Raw genomic sequence first — 23,244 nt, 5'->3', positions numbered from 1 at the left:
GGGGTTACTCGGTGAGCTCCTTCGCGAACTCGTACGTGTACCTGAAGTCCTCGTCCAGCTCGTCGCCGCGGTAGTAGTTGGCGAGGCGCCGGATCTTCGACTCCGTATTCTGGAGCGCGCGCTTGTTCTGCGCGTCGCCGGGGTTCTCGTCCATATGCTCGCGCAGGCGCACGGCGCGCTCGAGCAGGTTGTAGAGGTCCTCCGGGACCTCGGGCGAGGCGTCGTTCTCCTCGAGGATCTCGGTGACCTTCTTGTCCGTGGCGAGCTTGACGTCGGGAATCGGCGTCCCCTGGACGCCCTCGTCGCGCAGCTTCATCCCGATCTGGGACGGGTCGTGCCCCTGTTCTGCGAGTTCGACGACGCGGTCCTCGACCGCGTCGGCGTCCACGTCGCTCCACTCCGGCGGTTCGTCGGTCGCGGGCTTGTCCGAACCGGACGAGCCGCGACGGCGGGTGTGCATTCGTGCCATGTGTATACTCTCGTCTGTGTGATTGGAACCGCACGAGCCGCGTGCCCCGTGGCGTGCACCTCGTGGTGCCGCCCGCGTGGGCTGCGATGCTGTGGCCGGATGCGGCGCAGCGCCGCTGTCGGCCGGCACCGCCGCACTCCCAAGCCGCCCGAACGGACGGCAGGTCGGATATGCGGCTGTGCTGTTCCCACGCGTTCTGGTTCGTTCAGCGACTAAACGGTTTCCGTTGTCCACGGCCGTGTCACGGCGGGCCACGCGCGCGGGATGACGATGGGTTTATGCCCGCGGCTGGACTCAAAACGGAATGCGCGGGCTCGTAGATCAGCGGTAGATCATCCCCCTGGCACGGGGAAGGCCCGGGGTTCAAATCCCCGCGAGTCCACTCACGTCGTTCTCTCGCGTGGCCTCACTCGCTCCACTCGCGAGCCTCCCGCGGGTCCATCGATTCCTGTCACCGTCGCCTCTCTACGGTCACTTCTCGAACAGCGGGCGGTCGCGGTAGCCGAACCCGTTCGGTTCGGCCAGCACCAGCGGTGCCGGAACTCCGGCAGCGTCCGCTCCTCGATGGGGTCGTGAGGGTCCACGGTCGCGGACAGCCCGTGGGACCGCCGTCGGGAGCGTCCGGGGCGTTCCGAGCGGGAGTGCCGGGGATCAGTCGGTCGCTTCCTCCCCGCCGTCGGTCTGGCCCACCGAGGTCGGCCTGGTGTCGGCCGCGCGTCCGGGGAGCCAGTCGCCGATGTTGGCGGCCACGTAATCCCGGCCGCCGAGGCCGAACGCGATGCCGATGGCGAGCGCGACGCCGGCAGCCAGGCCCCAGGCCGCGGCCTGCGCGAAGGTGTTGAGTATCTGCACGTCGATACCCATCGTCCCGAGCCCGATGACGGTCGCGACGAAGTAGAGGAACACCCGCAGGCCGTCGGCGAACATCTCGGTGTAGCCGGTCTCCGTGACCGTCTCGGTGTGCGCGACGACGTCGGCCACGAAGTCGGCGAGGATGAACCCGACGACGATGATGAGCGCGCCAGCCACGAACGCCGGCAGGTACGAGACGGCGGCCGCGATCCACTCCGAGAGGAGTTCGACGGCGAGCGCGTCCGCCGCTGCGAGTATCGCCAGCGCGTAGATGAAGTAGGCCGCCACGCGACCGAGGCTCCGCGAGACCGCCTTCTCCGACCCACCCAGCGCGCCGCCGAGCGGTGTCTTCATGACGAGCTGGTCGACGTTGGTCCGGTCGGTGACCCGCCGGACGACTCTTGCGACGAGCCGACCGATCAGCCACCCGATGAGCAGGATGATTACCGCGCCGATGAGCTGGGGCAGGAAGTCCAGGATGCCGATCACCGTCTCCTCGATGTACGCCGGCACGCCCGGAACGGTCTGGAGTACGACCTCACCTGTGGATAGCATGGTTCGAGCGGTGGCAACGCCGGGATATTGTAATACGCATCATATCTCGACGGCACCGGAGCCACGAACGGGGACCGGCCTGACCACTATTGGATAGCTGCGAGGTACAACGGACGTATCGACCCGGGCGAGGCGACCGGGTCCTCGGATATGTCCGTGCTACCGGAATCGGCAAGCGGCCGCCCGGGAGGCTGCGGCACCGGCCCACGCACGTGCTCTTCCCGTCCCCGGTCGGTGCGGCACCTGCTGCCCCGTATCGGCATCTCGGTGGGGGTCGCTTCCAGGGGCCGCCCGCTCTCCGGGAGCGCCCGGACCGCCGTCCGAGACGGGAATCGCTGTCACGCGTTCAGCGTGGATTACCGAGCGCCGGCGTGGGCACGACGCCGTCGGTCGTGGCTCGGCAGTAAGGGGTGCCGATGGCGATCGGTGCCGCGGGCGGGTCACTTCCTCGGGACGACCGCGGCCGGGCAAGCCCCTGGCGTCGGCGCAGTGTTCCGGAGCGGCATCACCGGCCAGCGTCTAGTCCCGCTCGAACACCGCGAGCAGCCCCGAAACGTCCATCGCACGGGTCTCGAACGTGGCCTCGCGACAGACCAGCTCACGCCACCCGTCCGCGAACGCCCGGCGCACGTCCGCCGGCGACATCGGGACCGGCCCGAAGTCCGTCGGTGCGCCCGGGCCGAACCCGACGAGGAACAACCGCCCGCCGGACTCGAGTATCTCGGCGACCTCCGCGGCGTAGGTGGCGTGCCCGTCGGCCTCGAAGGCGTGGAACAGGCCGCTGTCGAGGACCGTCCCGAAGGTCCCGAGATCGTCGTCGAGGTCGAGCGCGTTCCCGACCTGGAACCTGACATCGAGATCCCGGTCGGCCGCCCGCGCCTGCGCCCGCTCGATGCCCCGCTCGGAGATGTCGACGCCGACGGCCGGGTGGCCGCGCTCGGCGGCCCACAGCGCGTGCGTCCCGGTCCCACAGCCGATGTCGAGGACCCGCCCCGAGAGCCCGTGCTCCGCGACTGCGTCGACGAGTGCGGACTGGGGTTCGCCGGTGTCCCAGGGCATATCCTCCGACTCGTAGCGCTCGTTCCACCACGCTGCCGGCCCCTCGCCGTTGGACTCGGTGTTCCCCGGCACGTCATCGTGGGCGGCGGCCAGGGGCGTAACCGCTTCGGATCCGTCCCGCTCTTCGAGGTGGCTGGGGCTCGCTCGACCGGGCGACCCGGGGGCCCGGCGAGAGCCGTGGGGGCGGCGCTCGGGAAGCGGCCACCGAGGGTCCGCGGCCGGGGGACATTCGGGCGGCAGCCGGGCGGCAATACTGCCCGAGGGTCGCGCTGTTTAAGTCCCGCCTTCCGTGAAGGTCCCATGCGGTGGGCGCCCTGGTGGTTCGCTCGGGTCACGACAACCAGGGGCGACACCCGGGCACCGGCCGTTCTCGGGCGTGATTCAGGACGTGTAGAGCCGCGGCACCGCGGCCGATTCCCGGGTCCCTCCGGGCCGCCGGCTCAGAACGAGTCGACGACCGGGATGCCCTCGGTCTCGAAGTCGGTCATCGCCGCCAGTTTGTCGCTCACGTCCTCCAGCCCGACGGTCTCACCGACGACGGCACCGGGGTCGATCTTGCCGGTGGCGACCATCCGGAAGATCTCGTCGTAGCGCGTCGGCGGCAGGCCCAGCGAGCCGACGAACTCGATCTCCTGCATCACCATCAGGTCCGAGGGGACCGAGATGTCCCCACCCTCGGCCGCCGAGGTCAGGCCGATCTGGACGTGCGTGCCGCGCTTGCCCAGGCCGAGGATGGAGTTCCGGCAGGTCTCCTCGATGCCGAGCGCGTCGACGGAGACGTGGCAGCCGCCGTCGGAGATGCCCTTGATCTCGCGGGGGACGCGCTCGGTCGTGCCGGCGTTGATGGTCTCGGTCGCGCCCAGTTCGGCCGCCGTCGCGAGCTTGTCGTCGTCGAGGTCGACCGCGACGACGTTCGCGCCCAGCGCGTCGGCGATGTGGACCGCCGAGAGGCCGACGCCGCCGCAGCCGTGGACCGCCACCCAGTCACCCGCCGCGACGGGGGCCTGGTGGGCGAGGCCGTGGAACGCGGTCATGAACCGACACCCCAGCCCCGCCATGTCCGTCGAGGAGACGCCGTCGGGCAGGTGGACGATGTTGTGGTCGGCGTGGGGAACGTGGAGGAGTTCTGCGAACGCGCCGGGGGCGCTCTCGACGAACCCGAGCGCCTGCGTGTTCTCGCAGGTGTTCCCGTGCCCGGTGCGACACTCCTCGCAGGAGCCGTCGCCCAGCGTGAACGGGATGGCGACGTGGTCGCCCTCGCGGACCCGCTCGACCTCCGGCCCGACCGAGACGACCCGGCCCGCGGGCTCGTGCCCGAGGATCTGCCCCGGTGAGGTCTCCAGGCCGAGCCAGCCCCACTCGCCCTGCCAGCCGTGCCAGTCCGACCGGCAGATGCCACACGCCTCGACCTCGACGACGACGCCCTCCGGGTCCGGCTCCGGGGGGTCGACCTCGGTCACGTCCAGTGGTTCACCGTGTTCTCGCAGGACTGCTGCGTGCATGGGTGGCCGGTCGGGTGGGGGTGAGAAAGGGGTTCGGGTGGCGTCGAGCGGTCAGGCGGCGCGGTGCGACACCGAGGTCCCAACCGCGAGCGTCCCGGTGACCAGCAACACAAGCGCGAGAAGCGCCGTGACGACCTCGGCCAGCAGCAGGTCCCCCGGGAGGTACCACAGGAGCACCATACTCGCCGCGCCCCCCGCGACCGACAGCGCGCCGTACCGAAGCCGTCGGTCGTCGGTCGATTTCGCCGTGGTCTCCGTGTCCGGTGACATCACTCCCGGCTCCGGTAGCGGACTCCTTCGCGGCTCCCCCGAACATCTTCGGCGGCGGCCTGCAACTGCGCCCGGTCGAGTGTCCTGGGAAGAGGTGCCCCCGAGCTCCTCACGACGCTCGCCGGGCCGGGCACCGAGCACGCACTCCCGGAGATCGTCCAGCGCGACGGCGTGGGCATCGTCCGGTGTCTCCGGTGCGGGCACGCGGGGGGGTCGGGCCGTGAGCGGTGTCGGTCGCGTCGCCGCTTCGACGGCCTGTTTGCATGAGCTGGTGCTACGATTGATATGAGCCGGCGGCAAAGCCGGCCGTATGCGCCCGACCCCCGACGCGATCACCGACGAGTTCCGGACCGATCTCGGCGACGAACTCCGGATGGTCGCCCAGTACGATGCCGACGGCCTCGAAGTGCTGTACGTGCGCGACGACGTCGACCGTCGGCGGTCCGACGTGGAGTTCGAATCCCTCCACGAGGAACTCCTCCGCGAGAACCGGTCCAGGACGGAGTTCGAGGGGCAGTTCAACTCCGGGCCGCTCCGGAGCGCGATGCTCGGGTTCGAGGAGTTCGTGGCCTTCCACTTCATCAGCACCGACGACACGGGCTACGTGGTGACCGTCGAGCCCGACACGACGATGAACATCACCGAGTTCGTCCGGAAGTTCGAGACGACAGCCCGGGTCAAGTCGGCACTCGGGAACATCGTCTTCCAGCACACGGAGGTCCATGTCGAGTGCCCGCGCTGTGGCGGGCGGCACACCATCTCGACGCCAGAGGCCGGCCCGGATTCCTCGTATTACTGCCTCGATTGCGATCAGTCGTTCAACTGAGCCGCTGCCGGCCTCGCGACGAGCAGCGAACGCCTGCCTGAGCAACAGCAGCCCGATACCGACGGCCGCCAGCGGCGTCGGCAAGAACCCAGTTACGTCCGCTCAATCGGTCATGATACAGCGGAATCCTCCGAGGAGATGATTCGAAATCAGGGTGGTGACATGGATCAGTCTGATACGCTGCGCGGGTACGAGTGATGAACCGAGAGCGGTCTGTCCCGAGCGGTGTGGTGTCGATCTCCTCCCCGGTGGGGTTACACACATCTCCCAAGGGGATCTTCCCGGCCGGCGCGAACGGTCCCGACCGACCAGCGCGGCTACGGGATCGTGAAAAGCGGGGTGGGGGGGTGGGGATGCACCCGTAAGTGGGTGCAAGTGCTCAGATGAGAGGTCTATTTATAAACTGCGTGGATTATGGCGCAGCCCTGCCACTACCGAGTCGCCACTCGGGGGGAGGGTCCGTTCGCGGTGAGACACCGCCGACACGGCGGGTGGAAGGCGAGCAGGCCACCGGTCGCGGACTCGGGCTCCCAGTCGCTGTTGGTCCGGCTACAGGCCGGCTCCGGGTCGTCGTCGGTGCGGCGCTGCTGCTCGGCGCTCACCGTTGGTCACCTCCGTTACAGGTGTCGATGGAGGGGGTCTCAGAGACCCCTCCGGGGTTCGGAGTTACGTCCTGAGGAAGCACGAGCGCGGCTAAAAGACCGGCTACGCGTTTTTCGAGAACGGGACCGCCGAGAATTGAACTCGGGTCCTACGGACCCCATCCGCAGAGGATACCACTACCCCACGGTCCCTTGCATCCGAGCGAATGCGGGTCCGGGTAAAGAGGGTGTCGTTTCGGTCGCCGGGGCCGCTACCATTACGGCCCCGCCGCGAGTCCTGCGCGGTGTATGCTCCCTGCCCTGCCGCTGCAGACGCTGGGTCAACGCATCGACACGCTGGTCAACAACCTCACGGCCGGGGCGGTCGCGTTCGCGGGTGACCTGCTCGTCTTCATCGCGACCGTCGTGGTGTTCTACCTGCTCGGGCGGATCGTCGTCGTCCCGGTGGTGACCCGACTCCTGCAGGCCCGCGACATCGACCCGACGCTGGCGAAGCCGGCGCGGAAGGTGACGCTCGCGGCGGTCGTCTTCGTCGCCATCGCCATCGGGTTCGCCATCGCGGGCTTTGGCAACCTCCTCACGTCGCTGGCGACCATCGCGGCGGCGCTCACCCTCGCCATCGGCTTCGCCTCGCAGGACATCATCGGGAACCTCGTCGCCGGCGTCTTCCTCATCGCGGACCCGAAGGTCCGCATCGGCGACTGGGTCGAGTGGTCGGACAAGAAGGGGGTCATCGAGGACATCAGCTTCCGCGTCTCCCGGGTGCGGACGTTCAACAACGAACTCGTGACGGTCCCGAACTCGGAACTCGCGAACACGGCCATCATCAACCCGGTCGCGAAGGACAAGCTCCGCGTGCCGTTCACCTTCGGTGTCGGCTACAGTGACGACCTCGACCACGCACAGGATGTCATCCTCGAGGAGGCCGAGCGCCACGAGGAGATCCTCGACGAGCCCGCCCCCTCGACGCGTGTGACCGAACTCGCGGACTCGTACGTCGGCATCCAGTCGCGGTTCTGGATCGCGAACCCCTCGCGGGCGGACTGGGCGAAGGTCCGCTCGGAGTACGTCCAGGCGGTCAAGGAGCGCTGTGACGCCGAGGAGATCGACATGCCGTACCCCCACCAGCAGCTGCTCGGCGGCATCGACGTGGAGATGGAGGGCGCGGCGGTGGAGGCGCCCGCGGACGACTGATAACTCCGCTGAAGTAGGTTCTTTCGGATAATTTCGCGGTTCTGCCGATTATCGACAATTCACGCCGAAAATCAGACGAGTACGCGCTCGAGTGCGACGACCTCGCCCCGTTCGGCCTCGGGGTCGCCGACGAGCCGACCGAGGCAGACGGCCGTGCCGCTCGGGACGTAGCCGGCCACGAGCGGCGCGTCCTCGCCGTCGCCCGGTTCGGGCAGGTCGCCAGCGTTCGGCCCCTCATCGGGGGCGTCGATGCCGAGCACGCCGGGTGCGTAGACGGGCGCGCCGGTGGCCACCTGATGGGCGGCGCTCTCCGCGACGGTCACGCGCGGGAGGTGGTCGAGCGTTCGCTCTGCGGGCGCGACGACCTCGCGGATGGGGCCCTCGTGGCCGGCCTCGCGCCAGACCGCCAGCGCGTCGATGTAGTCGTGGAGCGTGACGAGGTCGGTGTCGTCGAAGGTCCCGGTCGCGGTCCGGCGGAGGTCGCCCATGTTCGCGCCGGTGCCGAGCGCCAGTCCGAGGTCGTGACATAGTTTCCGGACGTACGTGCCGGCCTCGCACTCGATACGCAGCAGCGCCCGCCGGTCCTCGCGTTCGAGCAGGTCGAGGTCGTGGACCGTCCGGGTGCGCAGGCGGCGGCTCACCGCGGACTTCCGGGGCGGCTTCTGGAGCAGCGGCCCCTCGAACTCGGCGACGGTCTCCTCGAGGTCGGTGGGCGCAGAGCGGTGGAGTTCCAGCACCGAGACGTACTCCTTGTCGGCGTCGTCGAACGCCTGCGCCAGCCGCGTCGCGTCCCCGAGCATGAGCGGCAGACAGCCCGTCACCTTCGGGTCGAGCGTGCCCGCGTGGGCCGCGCGGTCGACCCGGGCGTCGGCACCGCTGGCGGCGAGCGCGTCGTCGGCGAGGTCGCGGGCCCAGGCCGCGACCTGGTGGGCAGAGGGGCCGGGCGGCTTGTCGAGGTTGACGACGCCGAACGCGAGCAGTTCCGGCACCGACCGCTCGTCGGGGGCGGGCCGGAGGTCGGCCGCCGCGTCGGGGTCGGCCGCGTCGGGGTCGCCCGCCGCGTCGGCGCCATCCGTCGCGTCGGCGTCGTCGGGCATCAGAACTCGTACCGGATGCCCTCGACGGGGGTCTTGCCCTCGTCGCCCTCGGGGGTGTACGCCTCGACGACGGCACGGAGCGCGCCGACGACGCCGTCGGGGTCGAGCCGCGAGGTGTTCAGGACGAGGTCGTAGATGGAGAGGTCCTCGATGTCGATGCCGTAGTACTCGCGGTAGCGGGTGGCCTCGGACTCGGCGCGGGCGCGGGTCTCCTCGCGGGCCCGGTCGACGGCCTTGTCCTCGCGCTCGGCGATGCGCTGTGCCCGGACGGCCAGCGGTGCGTTCAGCCACATCTTGAAGTCGGCGTGCTCGCCGGCCATCCAGCCGGCCAGTCGCGATTCGAGGACGAGGTCGTCGCGCTCGGCGGCCGTCTCGCGCAGTCGGCGGTCGAGGTCGCGGTCGATGGTGTCGTCCTCCTCGGCCGCCCGGTTGAGTTCGAGCGGCGTCATCCCCCGCTCGTCGGCGAGCGCCCGGAAGATGTCACCACCGCTGACGTGCTCGTAGCCGAGCGCCTCGGCGAGTCCGGCCGCCGCAGTGGACTTCCCACTGCCCGCAGGGCCGGAGATGGTAATCAACATGTGCCCACTCCGTCGCTGCCGTTCAAAATCGTTGTCCTTGAGCCGACTGTTTGCGGGCCTGTGTCGCGGTGGCACCCGTATCCGTCGACAGCCGTCCCCGGTGGCCGGTGGTCCTCCCGCCCGACGGCGTCTTCCCGGCACCGTTTTCCCCACGCCCCTCGCCGGAGCGGGTATGCCCGACGACGCCAACGGTCCGGACCCGGCCCACTTCCGCGCACTCGAGGAGATGTACCACCAGGCGCCCTGCAACGACCGCCTCGACCCGACGCTCAGCATCGACACGGCCGAGGCGTCCGTCGAGTTCGACGTCGACGCGTCCACCCACCACGCCGCGGGCGGAATGCACGGCTCGTACTACTTCAAGGCGCTCGACGATGCGGCCTTCTTCGCCGTCAACTCGCTCGTCGAGGACGTGTTCGTCCTGACGACGGGGTTCGACGTCCACCTCGAGCGCCCCGTCAGCGAGGGCACCGTCCGCGCGGAGGGGGTCGTGGTCAACGCGAACCCGAACCAGTTGCTCGCGAGCGCCATCGCCGAGGACGACGACGGGAACGAGATCGCCCGCGGAACCGGCCGATTCGCCCGGAGTCGCGTCGAACTGGACGAGAGCGTCGGCTACGTTCGGGAGTAGTCGGGGCGGACGGACACCACGGGCGCATCCGACGCGAGCGCTGTAAAAAGCGCACCGGCAGAACAGGGAACAGAGTTTAGTCGGGACGGGTCGCGTCAGCGTGTCACATGAAGTACCACCGGCAGGAACCGCTGCGACACGTGGGCGACATCCCGGCGATGGGCGCGGACCGATACGGCGAGAAACGCGCACTGGAGTACCGTGGCGAGGAGTACTCCTACGCCGACCTCGACCGGCGTGCCGACCAGGTGGCGAACGCGCTCGTCGAACTGGGCGTCGAACCGGGCGACCGCGTGGCGATGTACATCGCCAACTCGCTGCAGTTCCCGGAGACGTTCTTCGGCATCGTCCGCACGGGCGCGGTCGCGGTGCCGCTCAACCACCGGATGGACAAGGGCCGGCTGGAGTACATCCTCGACGACGCCGGCGTCGACGTACTGGTGGGCTCGGAGGTGTTCCCCTCGGTCGTGAAGGACCTCTCGGCGCACGTCGAGACGGCGCTCATCCCCGGCGGGAACGAGGACGCCGGCCTGCTGGACTACGACGAGCACGTCGACGAGGCGGCGGCGGAGTTCGACCGGCCCGACCGCGACTTCGAGGACGTCTGTCTGCAGTGCTACACCTCCGGCACCACCGGCGACCCGAAGGGGGTCCTGACGACGCACCGGAACGTCCTCTCGACGTCGCAGTCGTACACGGAGACGGGCGCGGGTGACCCCGAGGAGAGCACGACCCTGCTCGTCCTGCCGCTGTTCCACATGTACGGGCTGAGCGTCGTCCTGATCAACGGGCTCTACAACGGCGTCGACATCGTCCTCAAGACCCTCCCCGTCGCCTCGGCGCTCCTGGGGGCCATCGACGAGCACGACGTGACGCAGTTCGCGGGCATCCCGGCCATCTTCATCGAGATGCTCAACGAGTACGAGTCCAACCCCGACGAGTACGACCTCGAAAGCATCGAGACGGTCGGGTCGGGGGCCGCGCCCCTCGCGGACGACACCCGCGACCGCGTCGAGGCGATGTTCGGCGCCCAGCTCATCGAGGGCTGGGGGATGACCGAGACCACGCCCGCCGGCACGACGAACTCCGTCCGGGGCGTCATCAAGGGCGCCGGCTGTATCGGCCGGCCGAGCCCCGATATCGAACTCAAACTCGTCGACCCCGTGACGGGCGAGACCCGCGTCGAGGCCGAGTGGCTCGATCCCCAGGCGCCCGTCGATATCACCGAGCACGTCGACTTCGACGACGAGGAGACCTACACCGGCGAGATGGCCGTGCGGGGTCCGCAGGTGTTCCAGGGCTACCACAACCTGCCGGAGAAGAACGAGCAGGTGTTCGACGACGAGGGCTGGTTCTACACGGACGACATCGCACGCGTCGACGAGGACCGCTTCCTCTGGATGGTCGACCGCGCCGACGACATGATCATCGTCGGCGGGGAGAACGTCTACCCCGCCGAGGTGGAGAACGCGCTGTTCGACCACCCCGCCGTCGCGGAGGCCGCCGTCGTCGGCGCCGACCACGAGGTGAAGGGCCAGGCGCCGGTCGCGTTCGTCGTCCTCGAACACGACGCGGACCCCGACGAGATAACGGAGCGCGCGCTCCGGGAGTTCGCGCTCGAACGGGTGCCCTCGTACGCCCACCCCCGCCGGGTGTTCTTCGTGGACGAACTCCCGCGCTCGGGCACGCGCAAGGTCCAGCGCTACAAGCTGGAGGACGAGGCCGCCGACCGGCTGGGTGGACCGCTCTCCTCCAGCGAGGAGCTGTAGGCCGAGCCCCGGCAGCACCCGGACGCCCGGGCCCACCGCCCTACCGGCTCACCGCCCTACCAGCTCACTGCCCCACGGGACCCGTGGATGGCGTGTCGCGGTCGTCTCGCCCATCCGGTACGCATCGGGGACGCAAGCGGGAGAAACGGTTAAGCCCTCTTCTTGGTACTCTACCACATGACTATGTCCGCGAGCACAGCCTCCAGTACCGACCGCCCGGCAGTGACGGCCGTCCATCTGTTCGTCCGCTCGCTCTCGCCCGACGTCGACGGCGGACGGGTCGAGGAGATCGTCGCCCGGCTGGACGACCTCGCCGAGCCCATCGACGCGACCGTCCACGTCTGGGGGAACGCGGTGGGGCTGGAGGGGCCGCTCGCGAAGACGCCGTCGGCCCGGTTCGTCCTCGAGGAGGTCGCCGACTTCCGCGACTGGGCCGACCGAAACGGGGCCGAACTGGTCGGCTTCGAGACCCGGGAGGCGAACTGCGCGTTCACCGACCGTAACTGCCGGATGCTCTGCCTCCCGACCGTGGCGCTGGCGGCCACCCACGGTGACGACCTCGTGGCGGTCGCCCCGGTCCGGCTCGACGGCGACCTCGTCACCGTCGACGACCTGCTCTCGGCGGTGATCCCGGCCCGGAAGCCGCTCCCCGCCCGCTGACGGCCGCGACGCCTACTCCTCGCCGCCGGCTCCCTTCCTCCCGACCATCGTCCCGCCGAGCGGGCCGTCCGTGACGAACGGCGGCAGGTACCGCGCCCGTCGGGGGAACCCGTCGACCGCGTCCTCGACGAGCGTCACGAGCGCCCCGTCAGAGAGCGACCGCTCCGTCCCCGCCCGTCGGTCCCAGACCGTCAGGGCCGCCGCGTCGGTCTCGCGGTCCCCGACCACGACGACGAACGGTACCCGGTCGCGCGCGGCCCGGTCGAGGCGCTCGCCGACCGGCAGGGCGCGGTCGTCCACGTCGGCGCGGAGGCCGGCCCCGGTCACCTCGTCCGCCAGCGTCGTCGCCCGGTCGCGGTGGTCGGCGTCGACCGTGACGAACCGGACCTGTGTCGGGGCGAGCCAGACCGGGGGCGATTCCCAGAGCGCCGCGCGGGCGGCGTCGAGGCTCCCGAACGGCTCGCAGTCGACGACGACCGGGCGGACGCGAGCGGGCCCGCTCCGACTCCCGTCTCCGTCGGGCCCGTCATCCCCTCCCTCGAACGCGATTCCCGCGCGCTCCGCGAGCCCGGGGTCGAGTCGGACGTGGGGTACGTCGCCGGGGTCGCGCCGGGCGTCGTGGAACTCGAGGCGGACCCGCGCCGAGCCGTCGTCCGCGGCGGCGTCCCGGTGGACCAGCAACGGCCGGTCGAGCGCCGCGGCGACCTCGTCGAGCCGGTCCGGCGGGACGCCGCCGTCGGCGTAACAGACGGGCACCGCGTCGAGGCCGCACTCGCGGTGCAGCGCCACGACGAGTCCGGCGAACTCGACGAGCGCCGCCCAGCCCCCGTCGCGGTCGGCGGTGACCGCGTGCGCGGTCGGGACGGTCGCCCCGCCCCAGGCACGCTCGACGGGACCGGTCTCGGCCAGCCGGAGCGGGCAGTCCACGGGCCGGAGGTCGGCGTCCCGGAGGAGGGCGAGGGCGCCGAGTCGCGCGGAGGGGCGGAGCCGTGCCCCCTGGCCCGGGTACGCGTCGACGGTCGTGAACGCGCCCAGCAGGCGCGCCGTCTCCGGGTCCGAGGGGTCGTACGTGACGCCGGTCTCGATGGGCGCGGCGCCCGCGTCGAGCAGGCGGTCGTGGACCCGGTCGGCCAGCAGGTCGTGGACCAGCCGGCCGGCCGGGAGCAGCCGACGGCCGCCGAGCCCATCCGGCTCGACGAGCGACGGCTGGCCGTCGTCCCACTCGCCGCGCGCGAGGAGGTGGTCGACGGTGGGCCCTTCCATCGCGAGTTCGAACGCCTCGCACGTGTCCGCGTCAAGGTCCGGGCGTGCGGCCTCGACATCGCGGCGCTCGCCGTCGACGACGACGGTCCACTCGGACTCCATCTTCCGAACCTCGACCTCCCCCGTGAAGCGGGTCACCGACTCGGCGAACGGATGGCCGGCGGTCGAAAGCGTGAGGGCGTGGTGCCAGCCGACGGGGGCACGGAGCACGTCGAGGTCGTCCCCGCGCTCGTCGAGCGCCCGCGCGAGTGCCCGACAGCACTCGACACTCGTCCCGTGGTCGGTCGGCCGCTCGCTCAGCGCGGGACACGGGTACACCAGCACCCGCGAGAGCCGGAGGTCCGCGGCCCGGTCGACGAGGTGGTCGGCGGCCTCGGCCGCGACGGCGTCGGGGTCGTGGGCGTCGTCGCCCTCGACGGCGACGAGGGCGGCGAGACAGTCGTCGAACCCACCCTCGCGGGGCGCCGGGGGGGCGTCGTCGGCCGGTTCGGGGGTCGCTGCCTCGGGGTCGGGGGCGTCCTCGGCGGGCGGTGCCGCGACCGTCTCGAACGAGCAGTGCTCCGCGTGGACGTCGAGGACGCGCATCGCCGGGTGGTGGCGGCGCCGCGGCAAAGCGGTTGCGGGGACCGGGACCGGCGCGTGGCCCCCCGCGGTTAAGCCGCCGGGATGCGTGGCCCTCTCCCATGACCCTCCACGAGATGGACGAGGCCGGTCACGAGCACGTCGCCTTCTACCGCGACGAGTCGACCGGGCTCCGGTGTATCGTCGCCGTCTACGACTCCCGGCGCGGGCCGGCCGTCGGCGGCACCCGGATGCTCGACTACGCCGACGAGGCCGACGCGCTGACGGACGCGTTGCGGCTCTCGGAGGCGATGGCGTACAAGACCGCGGCCGCCGAGTTGCCGCTGGGCGGCGGAAAGGCCGTCATCGTCGGGGACCCGGCCGAGAAGACCGACGACCTCCTCAGGGCGTACGGACGCGTGGTCGACAGCTACGGCGGCCGGTTCGTGACCGGGGAGGACGTGAACATCGACGTGGAGGACCTGCGCGTCATCCAGGAGACGACGGGTAACGTCGGCGGCGCGGGCGGCGGCGAGGGGACCGACGTGACGGCGGCGGGCGTGGTCCACGGGCTGCGGGCCTCGTTCGGCGAGTTCGACGGGGACGACTCGCTGGACGGCCGCCGCATCGCGGTGCAGGGCGTCGGAAAGGTCGGCCGGGCGCTCGTGGCACGACTGGTCGAGGCCGGGGCGGAGGTGGTCGTCGCCGACGTGGACGAGGAAGCGGTCGACGCGGTCACCGACGAGTTCGGCGTCGAGTCGGTCGCGCCCGACGCCATCTACGACGAGCCCTGCGACGCCTTCGCGCCCTGCGCGCTGGGCGGCGTGCTGGACGACGGGACGATACCCCGCCTGGAGTGCGACGTGGTCTGTGGCTCGGCGAACAACCAGCTCGCCGCGCGCCGCCACGCCGCCGCGCTGGCCGAGCGCGACATCCTCTACGCACCGGACTACGTGGTGAATGCGGGTGGCCTCGTGTCCGGCGTCACGGAGATGGAGGGCGGGGACATCGCCGAGGCGCTGGAGCGCGTGGCGGCGGTCCGCGACCGCCTCGAATCGATGTTCGAGACGGCGCGGGCGGAGGACGTCACACCGCTGGCGGCCGCGGACCGCTTCGCGGAGGCGCGGATGGCCGAGGGCGGGGAGTCGACGCTGTTCTGAGCGGACGCAGGTGGTGTCCCATGGTGCCCGCCGCCCTGCTTGCGGGTGTGTGCCAACCGCTCCCGCCGTCTCTAAAGCTTTATCCGGCACTCGTGACTCCCTCGTGGTATGGTAGCCGTCACGCTCCCCGACGGGTCCGTGCTGGACCTGGACGACGGGGTCACGGTCGAGGAGGTCGCCTACGAGATCGGACCGGGACTCGGGGCGGCCACAGTCGCCGGCGTCGTCGACGGCGAGCTGGTCGACCGGCACACGCCGCTCTCGGAGGACTGCACGCTCGAGATCGTCACGGAGGACTCCGACGAGTACCTGCAGGTCCTTCGCCACTCCGCCGCGCACGTCTTCGCGCAGGCGCTCCAGCGCCTCCACCCGGAGGCGAAGCTCACCATCGGTCCGCCGACGGACCAGGGCTTCTACTACGACGTGACGAACGTCGACCTCGACGAGGACGACCTCGAGGCCATCGAGGACGAGATGGCCGACATCGTCGAGGCCGACTACGCCATCGAGCGCGTCGAGCGCTCCCGCGAGGAGGCGTTCGAGGTCTACGAGGACAACGAGTACAAGCAGGACATCCTGGAGACGGAGGCCGCCGACGAGGAGTCCGTGTCGTTCTACGTCCAGGACGACTGGCAGGACCTCTGCCAGGGTCCCCACGTCGACAGTACGGGCGAGGTCGGCGCGTTCGAGCTGCTGGACATCTCGGCGGCGTACTGGCGCGGCGACGAGGAGAACGACACGCTGACGCGCGTCCACGGGACGGCGTTCCCGAGCGAGAAGGACCTCGAGCAGTTCCTCGAGCGCCGCGAGGAGGCAAAGAAGCGCGACCACCGCCGCCTCGGCAGCGAACTCGACCTGTTCTCCATCCCGGACACGACGGGCCCCGGCCTGCCGCTGTACCACCCTGCCGGGAAGACGGTGCTCGACGAGCTGTCGGGCTACGTCCGCGACCTGAACGAGCGCTACGGCTACGAGTACGTCGAGACGCCCCACCTCTTCCGGACGGAGCTGTGGAAGAAGTCCGGCCACTACGACAACTACCGGGACGATATGTTCCTCCTCGACGTCAACGACGAGGAGTACGGCCTGAAGCCGATGAACTGCCCCGGCCACGCCACCATCTTCGAGGAGGGCTCCTGGTCGTACCGGGACCTGCCCGTGCGCTACGCCGAGGACGGGAAGGTGTACCGCAAGGAGCAGCGCGGCGAACTGTCGGGCCTCTCCCGTGTGTGGGCGTTCACCATCGACGACGGCCATCTGTTCTGCCGGCCGAACGACATCGAGGGGGAGGTCGACAACATCATGACCGCCATCAACGAGGTGCTGGAGACGTTCGACCTCGACTACACGGTGGCGCTGGCCACGCGCCCGGAGAAGTCCGTCGGGAGCGACGAGATCTGGGAGCGCGCCGAGTCACAGCTCCGTGACGTGCTGGAGAGCTCCAGCCTCGACTACCACGTCGAGCCCGGTGACGGCGCCTTCTACGGCCCGAAGATCGACTTCGGCTTCGAGGACGCACTCGGCCGGGAGTGGGACGGCCCGACGGTCCAGCTGGACTTCAACATGCCCGAGCGGTTCGACCTGAGCTACATCGGCGAGGACAACGAGGAGCACCGCCCGGTGATGATACATCGTGCGCTGTACGGCTCCTACGAGCGCTTCTTCATGGTCCTCATCGAGCACTTCGACGGGAAGTTCCCGCTCTGGCTCGCGCCCGAGCAGGTCCGCATCCTGCCCATCTCGGACGACAATCTGGGATACGCGCACCGCGTGAAGAACGAACTCGACGACGCCGGCTTCCGCGTCGAGGTCGAGGACCGCGACCAGACCATCGGCCGCAAGATCCGCGGCGCCCACGAGGACCGCCTCCCGTACATGATCATCGTCGGCGACAACGAGGAGGAGGCCGGGAACATCTCGGTTCGGGACCGCAAGGAGCGCGAGGAGCAGGACATCGACCTGGACGCGTTCCTGTCGCACCTGGAGACCGAGCGCGCGGAGAAGCGGACGGAGCCCGATTTCCTCTCCGAGTGACACAGTAGGGGAGTTACTTCGTCCTTATCTGATATAAGTTCCACTCAGGGGCAGAAGTATTAAAGTTGGTGAGATATTCTCGCCGACGAAAGACCCTTCTCGCCCTCGGCGGTCTCTCGGGTATGCGCGTCCACTTCTCGGGGCAGGCGTTCGACTACCAGACCCTCCGGGCGATGGCCTACACCACGTTCGGTGGAGCCGAGCCGGGCGAGGTCCTGACGACCGCCGAGCGCATCGACGAGGGCGACACGGAGGCGTGGCACACCGAGTGGCGACGGACGGCCGAGCGCGTCGAGCGGTCGGCCGAGGACGCGGCCGCCGAGGGTCACGAGCGGACCGCGCGGAGCGCGTTCCTCCGGGCGCACACCTACCACCGGACGGCGGAGTTCTTCCTCGCGAGCGACGACCCGCGCCGGCGGCCGACCTACGAGCGCAGTCGCGCGACGTTCCGCGAGGGAATCGCCCGACTCGACGCCGACGTGACGACGTTCGAGGCGCCCTACGAGGGGACGACGCTGCCCGGCTACCTGTTCGCCCCGTCCGGCACCGAGGAGCCGTGCCCGACGGTCGTCTGTCTGGGCGGGTTCGACTCGCTGGCCGAGGAGCTGTACTTCCTCTGTGGCGTGCCGGAGGCGCTGGCCCGGGGGTACGCAGTCGTCCTGTTCGACGGCCCTGGGCAGGGCGCCCCGCTGCGCGAGGAGGGTCTGACGGCCCGGCCCGACTGGGAGTACGTCGTCGGCCCGGTGCTTGATGCCGTCGCCGAGCACGCCGTCGCCGACACCGACGGGGTCGGCCTGGTCGGCGTGAGTTTCGGGGGCTACTACGCACCGCGGGCGGCCGCCTTCGAGGACCGGGTCGCCGCCTGCGTCGCGTTCGACCACATGCACGACCTGTGGCGGGCGGCGGCCTACGAGACGCCCTGGCTCGCGGCCGTGGTCCGGCGCGTCCCCGACGCGCTGGTGAACGGGCTGGCGGCGCTCGGCGGGCGCTTCAGCGTGGAGTCGCGGTGGCTCGTGGAGAACTCGACGTGGGTGTTCGGCGTCGACTCGATGGCCGCGTTCCAGCGGGTGCTTCCGGACTACTCGCTCGTCGGCCTTGGAGACGACATAACCTGTCCGATGCTGGTGCTGGCCGGGGAGGACGACCACTTCGTCCCGCTCGGACTGGCCGAGGAGTTCGTCGACCAGGTCGCGGGCCCGACGACGCTGCGGGTGTTCCGGACCGAGGAGGGGGCCGGCGAACACTGCCAGATGGGGAACCTGCGCCTGGCGACCGGCGTCATCTACGATTGGTTCGAGGAGGCGCTACCGCTCGGTGCGGGCGTCCGGCGAACTACCTAAGGCGCTTCCCCTCACCCCTTCGACAATGACCGTTGGCGACGTCGAACCCGTCGAAGCCGTCCCGGACTGCTACTACGTCGACACCGGGATGTACGGCACGGAGAAGTACGGGGCCGTCTACATCTTCGATACCGAGCACCCCACGATGCTCGATACGGGCATGGGGACCAACCACGATCTGCTGCTCGACGCGCTCGACGAACTCGGCATCGCTCGCGAGGACCTCGCGCAACTGGTCCCCACGCACGTCCACCTCGACCACGCGGGCGGGGCGGGCTTCCTCGCGGAGGCCTGTCCGAACGCCGAGGTGCTCATCCACGAGCGGGGCGCACGCCACATCATCGACCCCGAGCGGCTGTGGGAGGGGACGAAGGCGGCGGTCGGTGAGGCCATCGAGTTCTACACCGAGCCCGAGCCCGTCCCCGACAGCCGGGTGACGCCGCTGGTCGACGGCGACACCGTCGACCTGGGCGACAGGGAACTCGACGTCCACGAGGCGCCGGGCCACGCGCCCCATCAGCACGTCTTCCACGACGCCGAGGCCGAGGCCGTGTTCGTCGCCGACGCCGCCGGCATCTACGTCCCGCAGCTCGACGCCGTCGAGCCGACCTCGCCGCCCGCGAACTTCGACTTCGAGGGGTGCATCGAGGACGTCCGCCTGCTCCAGCGGCTCGACCCGGAGACGCTCTGCTATGCGCACTTCGGTCCCGCACCGGCCGACGGGAAACTGGTCGAGTACGCCGATGTCCTCACGGACTGGGTGGAGGCCGTCGCCGAGGCCCGCGTCGAACTCGACGACGACGAGGCCGTCGTCGAGCACTTCGTCGAGCAGACGGAGATGGACGCGGTGTGGAGCGATGCGAAGGCCCGCACGGAGACGGCGATGAACGTGCGGGGCGTGCTCGGGTATCTGGACCGCCGGGAGGCCGCCGCCGAGAAGTGAGGCACGCGGGTCCTGATCGCCGGGGCCGTGTGTGACGGCGAGCCCATCGCAAGACAGGAGACTTAAGAAACCGACGGGCGTCGGGCCGACCGTATGGCAGCCGCACCGAGCACCGGTCTCTACCTCGTCGCGGCTATCATCGGAATCGGCGTCGTCGCGCAGATCCTCTCCGACCGGTTCGAGGTGCCGAGCATCATCTTCCTCATCGCCTCGGGTATCGCGCTCGGGCCCGAGGGCCTGGGACTGGTGACGCGGTCGACGTTCGCGGGCGCGCTGCCGTCCATCGTCGGCCTCTCGGTCGCCATCATCGTCTTCGAGGGCGCGTTCCACCTGCGGCTGGAGAAGTTCCGCGAGACCCCGGCCGCGACGACCCGACTGGTGACCGTGGGCGCCGCCATCGCGCTGTTCGGGACCGCCGGCGCGGTCAAACTGGCGTTCCCGGAGACCTCGTGGGAGTTCGCCTTCCTCATCGGCGCGCTGCTCGTGGCGACCGGGCCGACCGTCATCACGCCCATCATGGAGGTCGTCCCCGTGCGCGACCGCGTCGAGGCCGCCCTGGAGACGGAGGGCATCGTCAACGACGTGACCGCCGCGATACTGGCCGTCGTCGTCTTCGAGGTCATCATCACGGGCGGGTCGACCCCCGCGGAGTTCCTCCAGCTGTTCGTCGAGCGGCTCGGCACCGGGATGGTCGTCGGTACCGTCGTCGCCGGGGTGCTCTACTACGCGCTCCGGTACGTCGACCTCTCGCCGGGGAACGCCCCCCAGAACGCGCGACTACTGGTGCTGGCGGGCGCGCTGGTCGCGTACGCGGCCGCCGACTTCGTCTTCGCCGAGGCCGGCGTCGCCGCGGTCGCCGTCGCCGGCATCGTCCTCGGCAACCTGGACATCCCCTACGAGGAGGACATCACCGAGTTCAAGGGCGACATCACGCTGCTGGTGCTGTCGTTCGTGTTCATCGCGCTCGCGGCGCTGTTGCGGTTCGAGGACCTCATCCGCCTCGGCCTCGGCGGGGTCTTCGTCGTCGTCGCGGTCGCGGTGGTCATCCGTCCTGTGCTCGTGTTCCTCTCGACGGTCGGTGACCGCTTCACCTTCGGGGAGCGCGCGTTCATGTCGGCCGTCGGCCCACGGGGCATCATCCCGGCCTCCGTGGCGACGCTGTTCGCGGTCGAACTGCAGAACCAGGCGGACGAACTGGCGGCGGCGGGCGAAGTGGCGCGGGCGGCACAGCTGGATGCGGGTGCGACGCTGCTGGTCGGGACGGTGTTCCTGGTCATCCTGGCGACGGTCGTGTTCGAGGGCGGCCTCGCCCGGTACATCGCGGAGTTCCTCGACGTGATACCTATGCGTGTAATCGTCGTCGGCGGCGGTCAGGTCGGTAGGACCCTGGCCGACCGCCTCGAAGACAGAGGGGAGAACGTCGTCATCGTGGAGGTCGACGAGGAGATGGTGGAGGTGGCCCGCAACCAGGGCCACACGGTCCACATCGGCGACGGGACGGACACGGACGTCCTCCGGTCGGCCGGGGCCGACAACTGCCGCATCCTCGTCGCCGCCACCGGCGACGACGACGCCAACCTCCTCACGGCACAGCTCGGCAAAAGCAAGTTCAACATCGAGACGGTGATGGCGCGGGCCAACAACCCGAACAACGTCGAGGCGTTCGAGGACCTCGGCGTCCGGACGATCTCCTCGGCCGTCGCCACCGCCCAGGCCATGGACAACGCCATCGAGCGCCCGGCGCTGGCCAACTGGATGGGCGAGATCGGCCGCTCGGGCGACGTCCAGGAGATCGAGGTCACCGCCGAGGAACTGGTCGGGCGCCCCGTCCGCGAGGTCGGGCCCGAACTCCCCGGCGGCGTCCTCATCGCGCTGGTCGCCCGGAACGGCGAGACCCGCGTCCCGGATGCGGACTTCACGCTCGAGGAGGGCGACCGCATCACCCTCATCGGCAACCGCGAGGACGTGCGGAGCGCGATGGAGTTCTGTCACCCCGGCGAGTAGCCCCCGGTCGCCGCTCGGCCCCGAGACGGAGCCGGTTCCACGCGGCCGAGTATGAATCGCCCCGGCTTCCGTGGCACACGGTTTATCATGATGGCCCCGTTCCCGTGAGACGATGATTCACAATCGCGGCCCGCTCCTCAGCATCGATGTCGGGAAGCGGACGACGCAGGAGGAGGACATCAGCGAGGTGAACGAGCAGTTCATCGGCGGGCGCGGCGTCGGCACGCGGCTCGCGCACGAGCGCATCCCGTTCGACGCGGACCCGCTCGGCCCGGAGAACCGGCTCGTCTTCGCCACCGGCCCGCTCCAGACCGCGATGACCTCGTTCACCGGCCGGATGTCGGTGACGGGCCTCTCGCCGCTCACGGACGGCCTGCTCTCCTCGAACGCCGGCGGCTACATGTCCCGGCCGTTCGCCGGCACGGGGAACGCTGCCGTCGAGATCACGGGTGCCAGCGACGACCTCGTCGGCATCCACGTCACGGACGAGGGCGTCGAGTTCGAGGAGGTCGGTGGGTTGGCGGGCGCGACGACCAGCGAGGCCCTCGAACACATCGAGGAGTCCCGGGGGCTGGACGAGGGCCACACTGCCGTCGTCGGGCCGGCCGGCGAGAACGGCGTCCGATTCGCTTCGATCATCACCAGCGAGTCCCGCGCGTTCGGCCGTGGCGGGCTGGGCGCCGTCCTCGGGTCGAAGAACGTGAAGTTCCTCACCTTCGACGGCGACTCTCCGCCGGAGATCGACCTGAACGAGGAACTCGGTCGCGAGGTCCACAAGGAGGCCTCCACGTCGGGCAGTCCGATGAAGGACGCCGGCACGGTGTCGGTCTCGGACTACGCGAACGCCGTCAACGCGCTCCCCACCCGGTACTTCGAGGACCAGTCGTTCGAGCACCTCGACAAGATCGGTTCCGGCGCCGTGATGGAGCACAAGTACAAGAAGGGGACCTGCTCGCAGTGCGCGTTCGCGTGCAAGCTCCCGACGAAGGACGAGGAGTCCGGCATCGTCACCGAGGGCCCGGAGTACGAGACGATGATGTCGTTCGGCTCGAACGCCGACAACGACGACTTCGTCGCCATCATGGAGGCCAACCAGCTCTGTGACGAGCTGGGGATGGACACCATCTCGTGCGGTGACGCCGTCTCGGCGTACCTCAAGAGCGAGGGCGAACTCGGCAACGAGGAGCTGATGGTCGAGACCGTCGAGAAGATCGCCGCCCGCGAGGGCATCGGCGACACGCTCGCGGAGGGCATCGACCGCTGCCACGAGGAACTCGGCGTCGAGAACTGGACGATGAAGGGGATGGAGTTCGCCGCCCACGACGGTCGCGCGCTCAACGGCCAGGGACTCTCGTTCGCCACCGCGAACCGCGGCGCCGACCACATGTACGCCGAGATGTACCAGCTGGAGTACCCGCTGGTCGCGCCCAACGAGGCGCTGGACAAGGAGGGTGTCGCCGGCAAGTCCGACCGCCTCATCGAGCAGGAGAACAAGAACGCCGTCCACGACGCGGGCGTCCTCTGCAAGTTCGCCGGCTCCAACTTCGACCACGAGCGCTACGAGCAGCTGTTCGACGCCTCGTGGGACCAGCTGATGGACGTCGGGAGCCGCATCGTCGAACTGGAGCGCCACTTCAACTCGAAGCGCGGCTTCGACCGGAGCGACGACGACGCGCTCCCGTACGAACTGGAGGGCCTCGACGAGGAGCTGTCGAACTACTACGACCTGCGCGGCTGGAACGACGACGGCACCGTCCCGGACGCGAACGTCTCCGAGAGCGGCGGCGCGGCACCCGCCGACGACTGACCCGAGCTTTTTTCGCCTCGGGTTCGGCGGCAAAGCCGTCCTCAGAACGCTTCGCGTTCTGATGGGCT

The 23,244-nt window shown here is 70.0% G+C and carries 20 protein-coding genes and 2 tRNA genes; 12 read left to right on the top strand and 10 right to left on the bottom strand.

Translation table 11 applies throughout. The features are described from left to right. Window positions 1-4 precede the first annotated feature (4 nt). Window positions 5-469 (bottom strand): 30S ribosomal protein S15, encoded by a 465-nt coding sequence (locus P2T62_RS18225; protein ID WP_276258441.1) that lies wholly within the window; start codon window positions 467-469, stop codon window positions 5-7. Between the two features lie 310 nt (window positions 470-779). Between P2T62_RS18225 and P2T62_RS18220 the strand changes: the two genes are divergently transcribed. After that, window positions 780-851: transfer RNA gene (locus P2T62_RS18220), tRNA-Ala, on the top strand. Between the two features lie 269 nt (window positions 852-1,120). On the opposite strand, the gene P2T62_RS18215 is transcribed toward P2T62_RS18220, so the two are convergent. The 4 genes from P2T62_RS18215 to P2T62_RS18200 form a co-directional block, all read right to left on the bottom strand. Further along, the gene (locus P2T62_RS18215) at window positions 1,121-1,876 is read right to left on the bottom strand and encodes a mechanosensitive ion channel family protein (RefSeq protein WP_276258440.1); all 756 of its coding nucleotides are present in this window, start codon (window positions 1,874-1,876) and stop codon (window positions 1,121-1,123) included. Between the two features lie 519 nt (window positions 1,877-2,395). Continuing rightward, entirely contained in the window at window positions 2,396-3,007 is a 612-nt protein-coding gene (locus P2T62_RS18210) for an SAM-dependent methyltransferase (RefSeq protein WP_276258439.1), read from the bottom strand. A 368-nt stretch (window positions 3,008-3,375) separates the two neighbouring features. After that, window positions 3,376-4,437 (bottom strand): zinc-dependent alcohol dehydrogenase family protein, encoded by a 1,062-nt coding sequence (locus tag P2T62_RS18205; protein ID WP_276258438.1) that lies wholly within the window; start codon window positions 4,435-4,437, stop codon window positions 3,376-3,378. A 51-nt stretch (window positions 4,438-4,488) separates the two neighbouring features. Beyond that, complete coding sequence (locus P2T62_RS18200) at window positions 4,489-4,707, bottom strand: hypothetical protein (protein WP_276258437.1); 219 nt, start codon at window positions 4,705-4,707, stop codon at window positions 4,489-4,491. A gap of 310 nt (window positions 4,708-5,017) precedes the next feature. Here P2T62_RS18200 and P2T62_RS18195 point away from each other — a divergent pair, with 310 nt between their 5' ends. Further along, the gene (locus P2T62_RS18195) at window positions 5,018-5,533 is read left to right on the top strand and encodes a DUF7522 family protein (RefSeq protein ID WP_276258436.1); all 516 of its coding nucleotides are present in this window, start codon (window positions 5,018-5,020) and stop codon (window positions 5,531-5,533) included. Between the two features lie 431 nt (window positions 5,534-5,964). Here the strand turns inward: P2T62_RS18195 and P2T62_RS18190 are convergent, their stop codons facing one another. Both P2T62_RS18190 and P2T62_RS18185 read right to left on the bottom strand, forming a co-directional pair. Next, a complete protein-coding gene (locus tag P2T62_RS18190) occupies window positions 5,965-6,135 on the bottom strand; it encodes a hypothetical protein (protein WP_276258435.1) in 171 nt (56 codons plus the stop codon). Between the two features lie 121 nt (window positions 6,136-6,256). Continuing rightward, window positions 6,257-6,327 (bottom strand) — tRNA-Pro (locus P2T62_RS18185). Between the two features lie 96 nt (window positions 6,328-6,423). Between P2T62_RS18185 and P2T62_RS18180 the strand changes: the two genes are divergently transcribed. After that, complete coding sequence (locus P2T62_RS18180; RefSeq protein WP_276258434.1) at window positions 6,424-7,329, top strand: mechanosensitive ion channel family protein; 906 nt, start codon at window positions 6,424-6,426, stop codon at window positions 7,327-7,329. A gap of 71 nt (window positions 7,330-7,400) precedes the next feature. On the opposite strand, the gene P2T62_RS18175 is transcribed toward P2T62_RS18180, so the two are convergent. Together P2T62_RS18175 and cmk are read right to left on the bottom strand one after the other, a co-directional pair. Then, window positions 7,401-8,426, bottom strand: coding sequence for an RNA-guided pseudouridylation complex pseudouridine synthase subunit Cbf5 (locus P2T62_RS18175; RefSeq protein WP_276258433.1), 1,026 nt, complete (start codon window positions 8,424-8,426; stop codon window positions 7,401-7,403). After that, complete coding sequence (gene cmk / locus P2T62_RS18170) at window positions 8,426-9,004, bottom strand: (d)CMP kinase (protein WP_276258432.1); 579 nt, start codon at window positions 9,002-9,004, stop codon at window positions 8,426-8,428. The genes P2T62_RS18175 and cmk overlap by 1 nt, the downstream gene beginning before the upstream one ends. 172 nt (window positions 9,005-9,176) lie before the next feature. Between cmk and P2T62_RS18165 the strand changes: the two genes are divergently transcribed. From P2T62_RS18165 to P2T62_RS18155, 3 genes are all read left to right on the top strand, one after another. Then, window positions 9,177-9,635, top strand: coding sequence for a PaaI family thioesterase (locus P2T62_RS18165; RefSeq protein WP_276258431.1), 459 nt, complete (start codon window positions 9,177-9,179; stop codon window positions 9,633-9,635). A gap of 107 nt (window positions 9,636-9,742) precedes the next feature. Then, window positions 9,743-11,404 (top strand): class I adenylate-forming enzyme family protein, encoded by a 1,662-nt coding sequence (locus tag P2T62_RS18160; protein WP_276258430.1) that lies wholly within the window; start codon window positions 9,743-9,745, stop codon window positions 11,402-11,404. Window positions 11,405-11,587: 183 nt separating this feature from the next. Then, entirely contained in the window at window positions 11,588-12,064 is a 477-nt protein-coding gene (locus P2T62_RS18155) for an HTH domain-containing protein (RefSeq protein WP_276258429.1), read from the top strand. Window positions 12,065-12,076: 12 nt separating this feature from the next. Here P2T62_RS18155 and P2T62_RS18150 read toward each other — a convergent pair whose 3' ends face one another. Continuing rightward, window positions 12,077-13,912, bottom strand: a complete 1,836-nt coding sequence (locus P2T62_RS18150) for a threonyl-tRNA synthetase editing domain-containing protein (protein WP_276258428.1) — start codon at window positions 13,910-13,912, stop codon at window positions 12,077-12,079. A gap of 98 nt (window positions 13,913-14,010) precedes the next feature. Here P2T62_RS18150 and P2T62_RS18145 point away from each other — a divergent pair, with 98 nt between their 5' ends. From P2T62_RS18145 to P2T62_RS18120, 6 genes are all read left to right on the top strand, one after another. Then, window positions 14,011-15,048 carry a Glu/Leu/Phe/Val dehydrogenase family protein gene (locus P2T62_RS18145; RefSeq protein ID WP_276258427.1) on the top strand — a complete coding sequence of 346 codons (1,038 nt, stop codon included), beginning with the start codon at window positions 14,011-14,013 and terminating at the stop codon, window positions 15,046-15,048. Window positions 15,049-15,156: 108 nt separating this feature from the next. Beyond that, window positions 15,157-17,082: a threonine--tRNA ligase gene (thrS, locus tag P2T62_RS18140; protein WP_276258426.1), complete on the top strand. Its 1,926-nt coding sequence runs from the start codon at window positions 15,157-15,159 to the stop codon at window positions 17,080-17,082. A 122-nt stretch (window positions 17,083-17,204) separates the two neighbouring features. Further along, the gene (locus P2T62_RS18135) at window positions 17,205-18,422 is read left to right on the top strand and encodes an alpha/beta hydrolase family protein (RefSeq protein ID WP_276258425.1); all 1,218 of its coding nucleotides are present in this window, start codon (window positions 17,205-17,207) and stop codon (window positions 18,420-18,422) included. 25 nt (window positions 18,423-18,447) lie between these two features. Then, window positions 18,448-19,365, top strand: a complete 918-nt coding sequence (locus P2T62_RS18130) for an MBL fold metallo-hydrolase (RefSeq protein WP_276258424.1) — start codon at window positions 18,448-18,450, stop codon at window positions 19,363-19,365. Between the two features lie 93 nt (window positions 19,366-19,458). After that, entirely contained in the window at window positions 19,459-21,369 is a 1,911-nt protein-coding gene (locus P2T62_RS18125) for a cation:proton antiporter domain-containing protein (RefSeq protein ID WP_276258423.1), read from the top strand. Between the two features lie 112 nt (window positions 21,370-21,481). Then, window positions 21,482-23,176, top strand: coding sequence for an aldehyde ferredoxin oxidoreductase family protein (locus P2T62_RS18120; protein WP_276258422.1), 1,695 nt, complete (start codon window positions 21,482-21,484; stop codon window positions 23,174-23,176). The last annotated feature ends 68 nt before the right edge of the window (window positions 23,177-23,244 follow it).

Source organism: Haloglomus litoreum (assembly GCF_029338515.1).
In the GTDB taxonomy this organism is placed as follows: Archaea; Halobacteriota; Halobacteria; order Halobacteriales; family Haloarculaceae; genus Haloglomus; species Haloglomus litoreum.
Note: the sequence above shows the minus strand (reverse complement) of the source record. Positions and strands in the feature narration are given on the sequence as shown.

Coding starts and splice junctions, on each gene's coding strand:
- P2T62_RS18225 (WP_276258441.1), bottom strand. CDS start 469: ATGGCACGAATGCACACCCGCCGTCGCGGCTCGTCCGGTTCGGACAAG.
- P2T62_RS18215 (WP_276258440.1), bottom strand. CDS start 1,876: ATGCTATCCACAGGTGAGGTCGTACTCCAGACCGTTCCGGGCGTGCCG.
- P2T62_RS18205 (WP_276258438.1), bottom strand. CDS start 4,437: ATGCACGCAGCAGTCCTGCGAGAACACGGTGAACCACTGGACGTGACC.
- P2T62_RS18200 (WP_276258437.1), bottom strand. CDS start 4,707: ATGTCACCGGACACGGAGACCACGGCGAAATCGACCGACGACCGACGG.
- P2T62_RS18195 (WP_276258436.1), top strand. CDS start 5,018: ATGCGCCCGACCCCCGACGCGATCACCGACGAGTTCCGGACCGATCTC.
- P2T62_RS18180 (WP_276258434.1), top strand. CDS start 6,424: ATGCTCCCTGCCCTGCCGCTGCAGACGCTGGGTCAACGCATCGACACG.
- P2T62_RS18175 (WP_276258433.1), bottom strand. CDS start 8,426: ATGCCCGACGACGCCGACGCGACGGATGGCGCCGACGCGGCGGGCGAC.
- cmk (WP_276258432.1), bottom strand. CDS start 9,004: ATGTTGATTACCATCTCCGGCCCTGCGGGCAGTGGGAAGTCCACTGCG.
- P2T62_RS18165 (WP_276258431.1), top strand. CDS start 9,177: ATGCCCGACGACGCCAACGGTCCGGACCCGGCCCACTTCCGCGCACTC.
- P2T62_RS18160 (WP_276258430.1), top strand. CDS start 9,743: ATGAAGTACCACCGGCAGGAACCGCTGCGACACGTGGGCGACATCCCG.
- P2T62_RS18155 (WP_276258429.1), top strand. CDS start 11,588: ATGTCCGCGAGCACAGCCTCCAGTACCGACCGCCCGGCAGTGACGGCC.
- P2T62_RS18150 (WP_276258428.1), bottom strand. CDS start 13,912: ATGCGCGTCCTCGACGTCCACGCGGAGCACTGCTCGTTCGAGACGGTC.
- P2T62_RS18145 (WP_276258427.1), top strand. CDS start 14,011: ATGACCCTCCACGAGATGGACGAGGCCGGTCACGAGCACGTCGCCTTC.
- thrS (WP_276258426.1), top strand. CDS start 15,157: ATGGTAGCCGTCACGCTCCCCGACGGGTCCGTGCTGGACCTGGACGAC.
- P2T62_RS18135 (WP_276258425.1), top strand. CDS start 17,205: ATGCGCGTCCACTTCTCGGGGCAGGCGTTCGACTACCAGACCCTCCGG.
- P2T62_RS18130 (WP_276258424.1), top strand. CDS start 18,448: ATGACCGTTGGCGACGTCGAACCCGTCGAAGCCGTCCCGGACTGCTAC.
- P2T62_RS18125 (WP_276258423.1), top strand. CDS start 19,459: ATGGCAGCCGCACCGAGCACCGGTCTCTACCTCGTCGCGGCTATCATC.
- P2T62_RS18120 (WP_276258422.1), top strand. CDS start 21,482: ATGATTCACAATCGCGGCCCGCTCCTCAGCATCGATGTCGGGAAGCGG.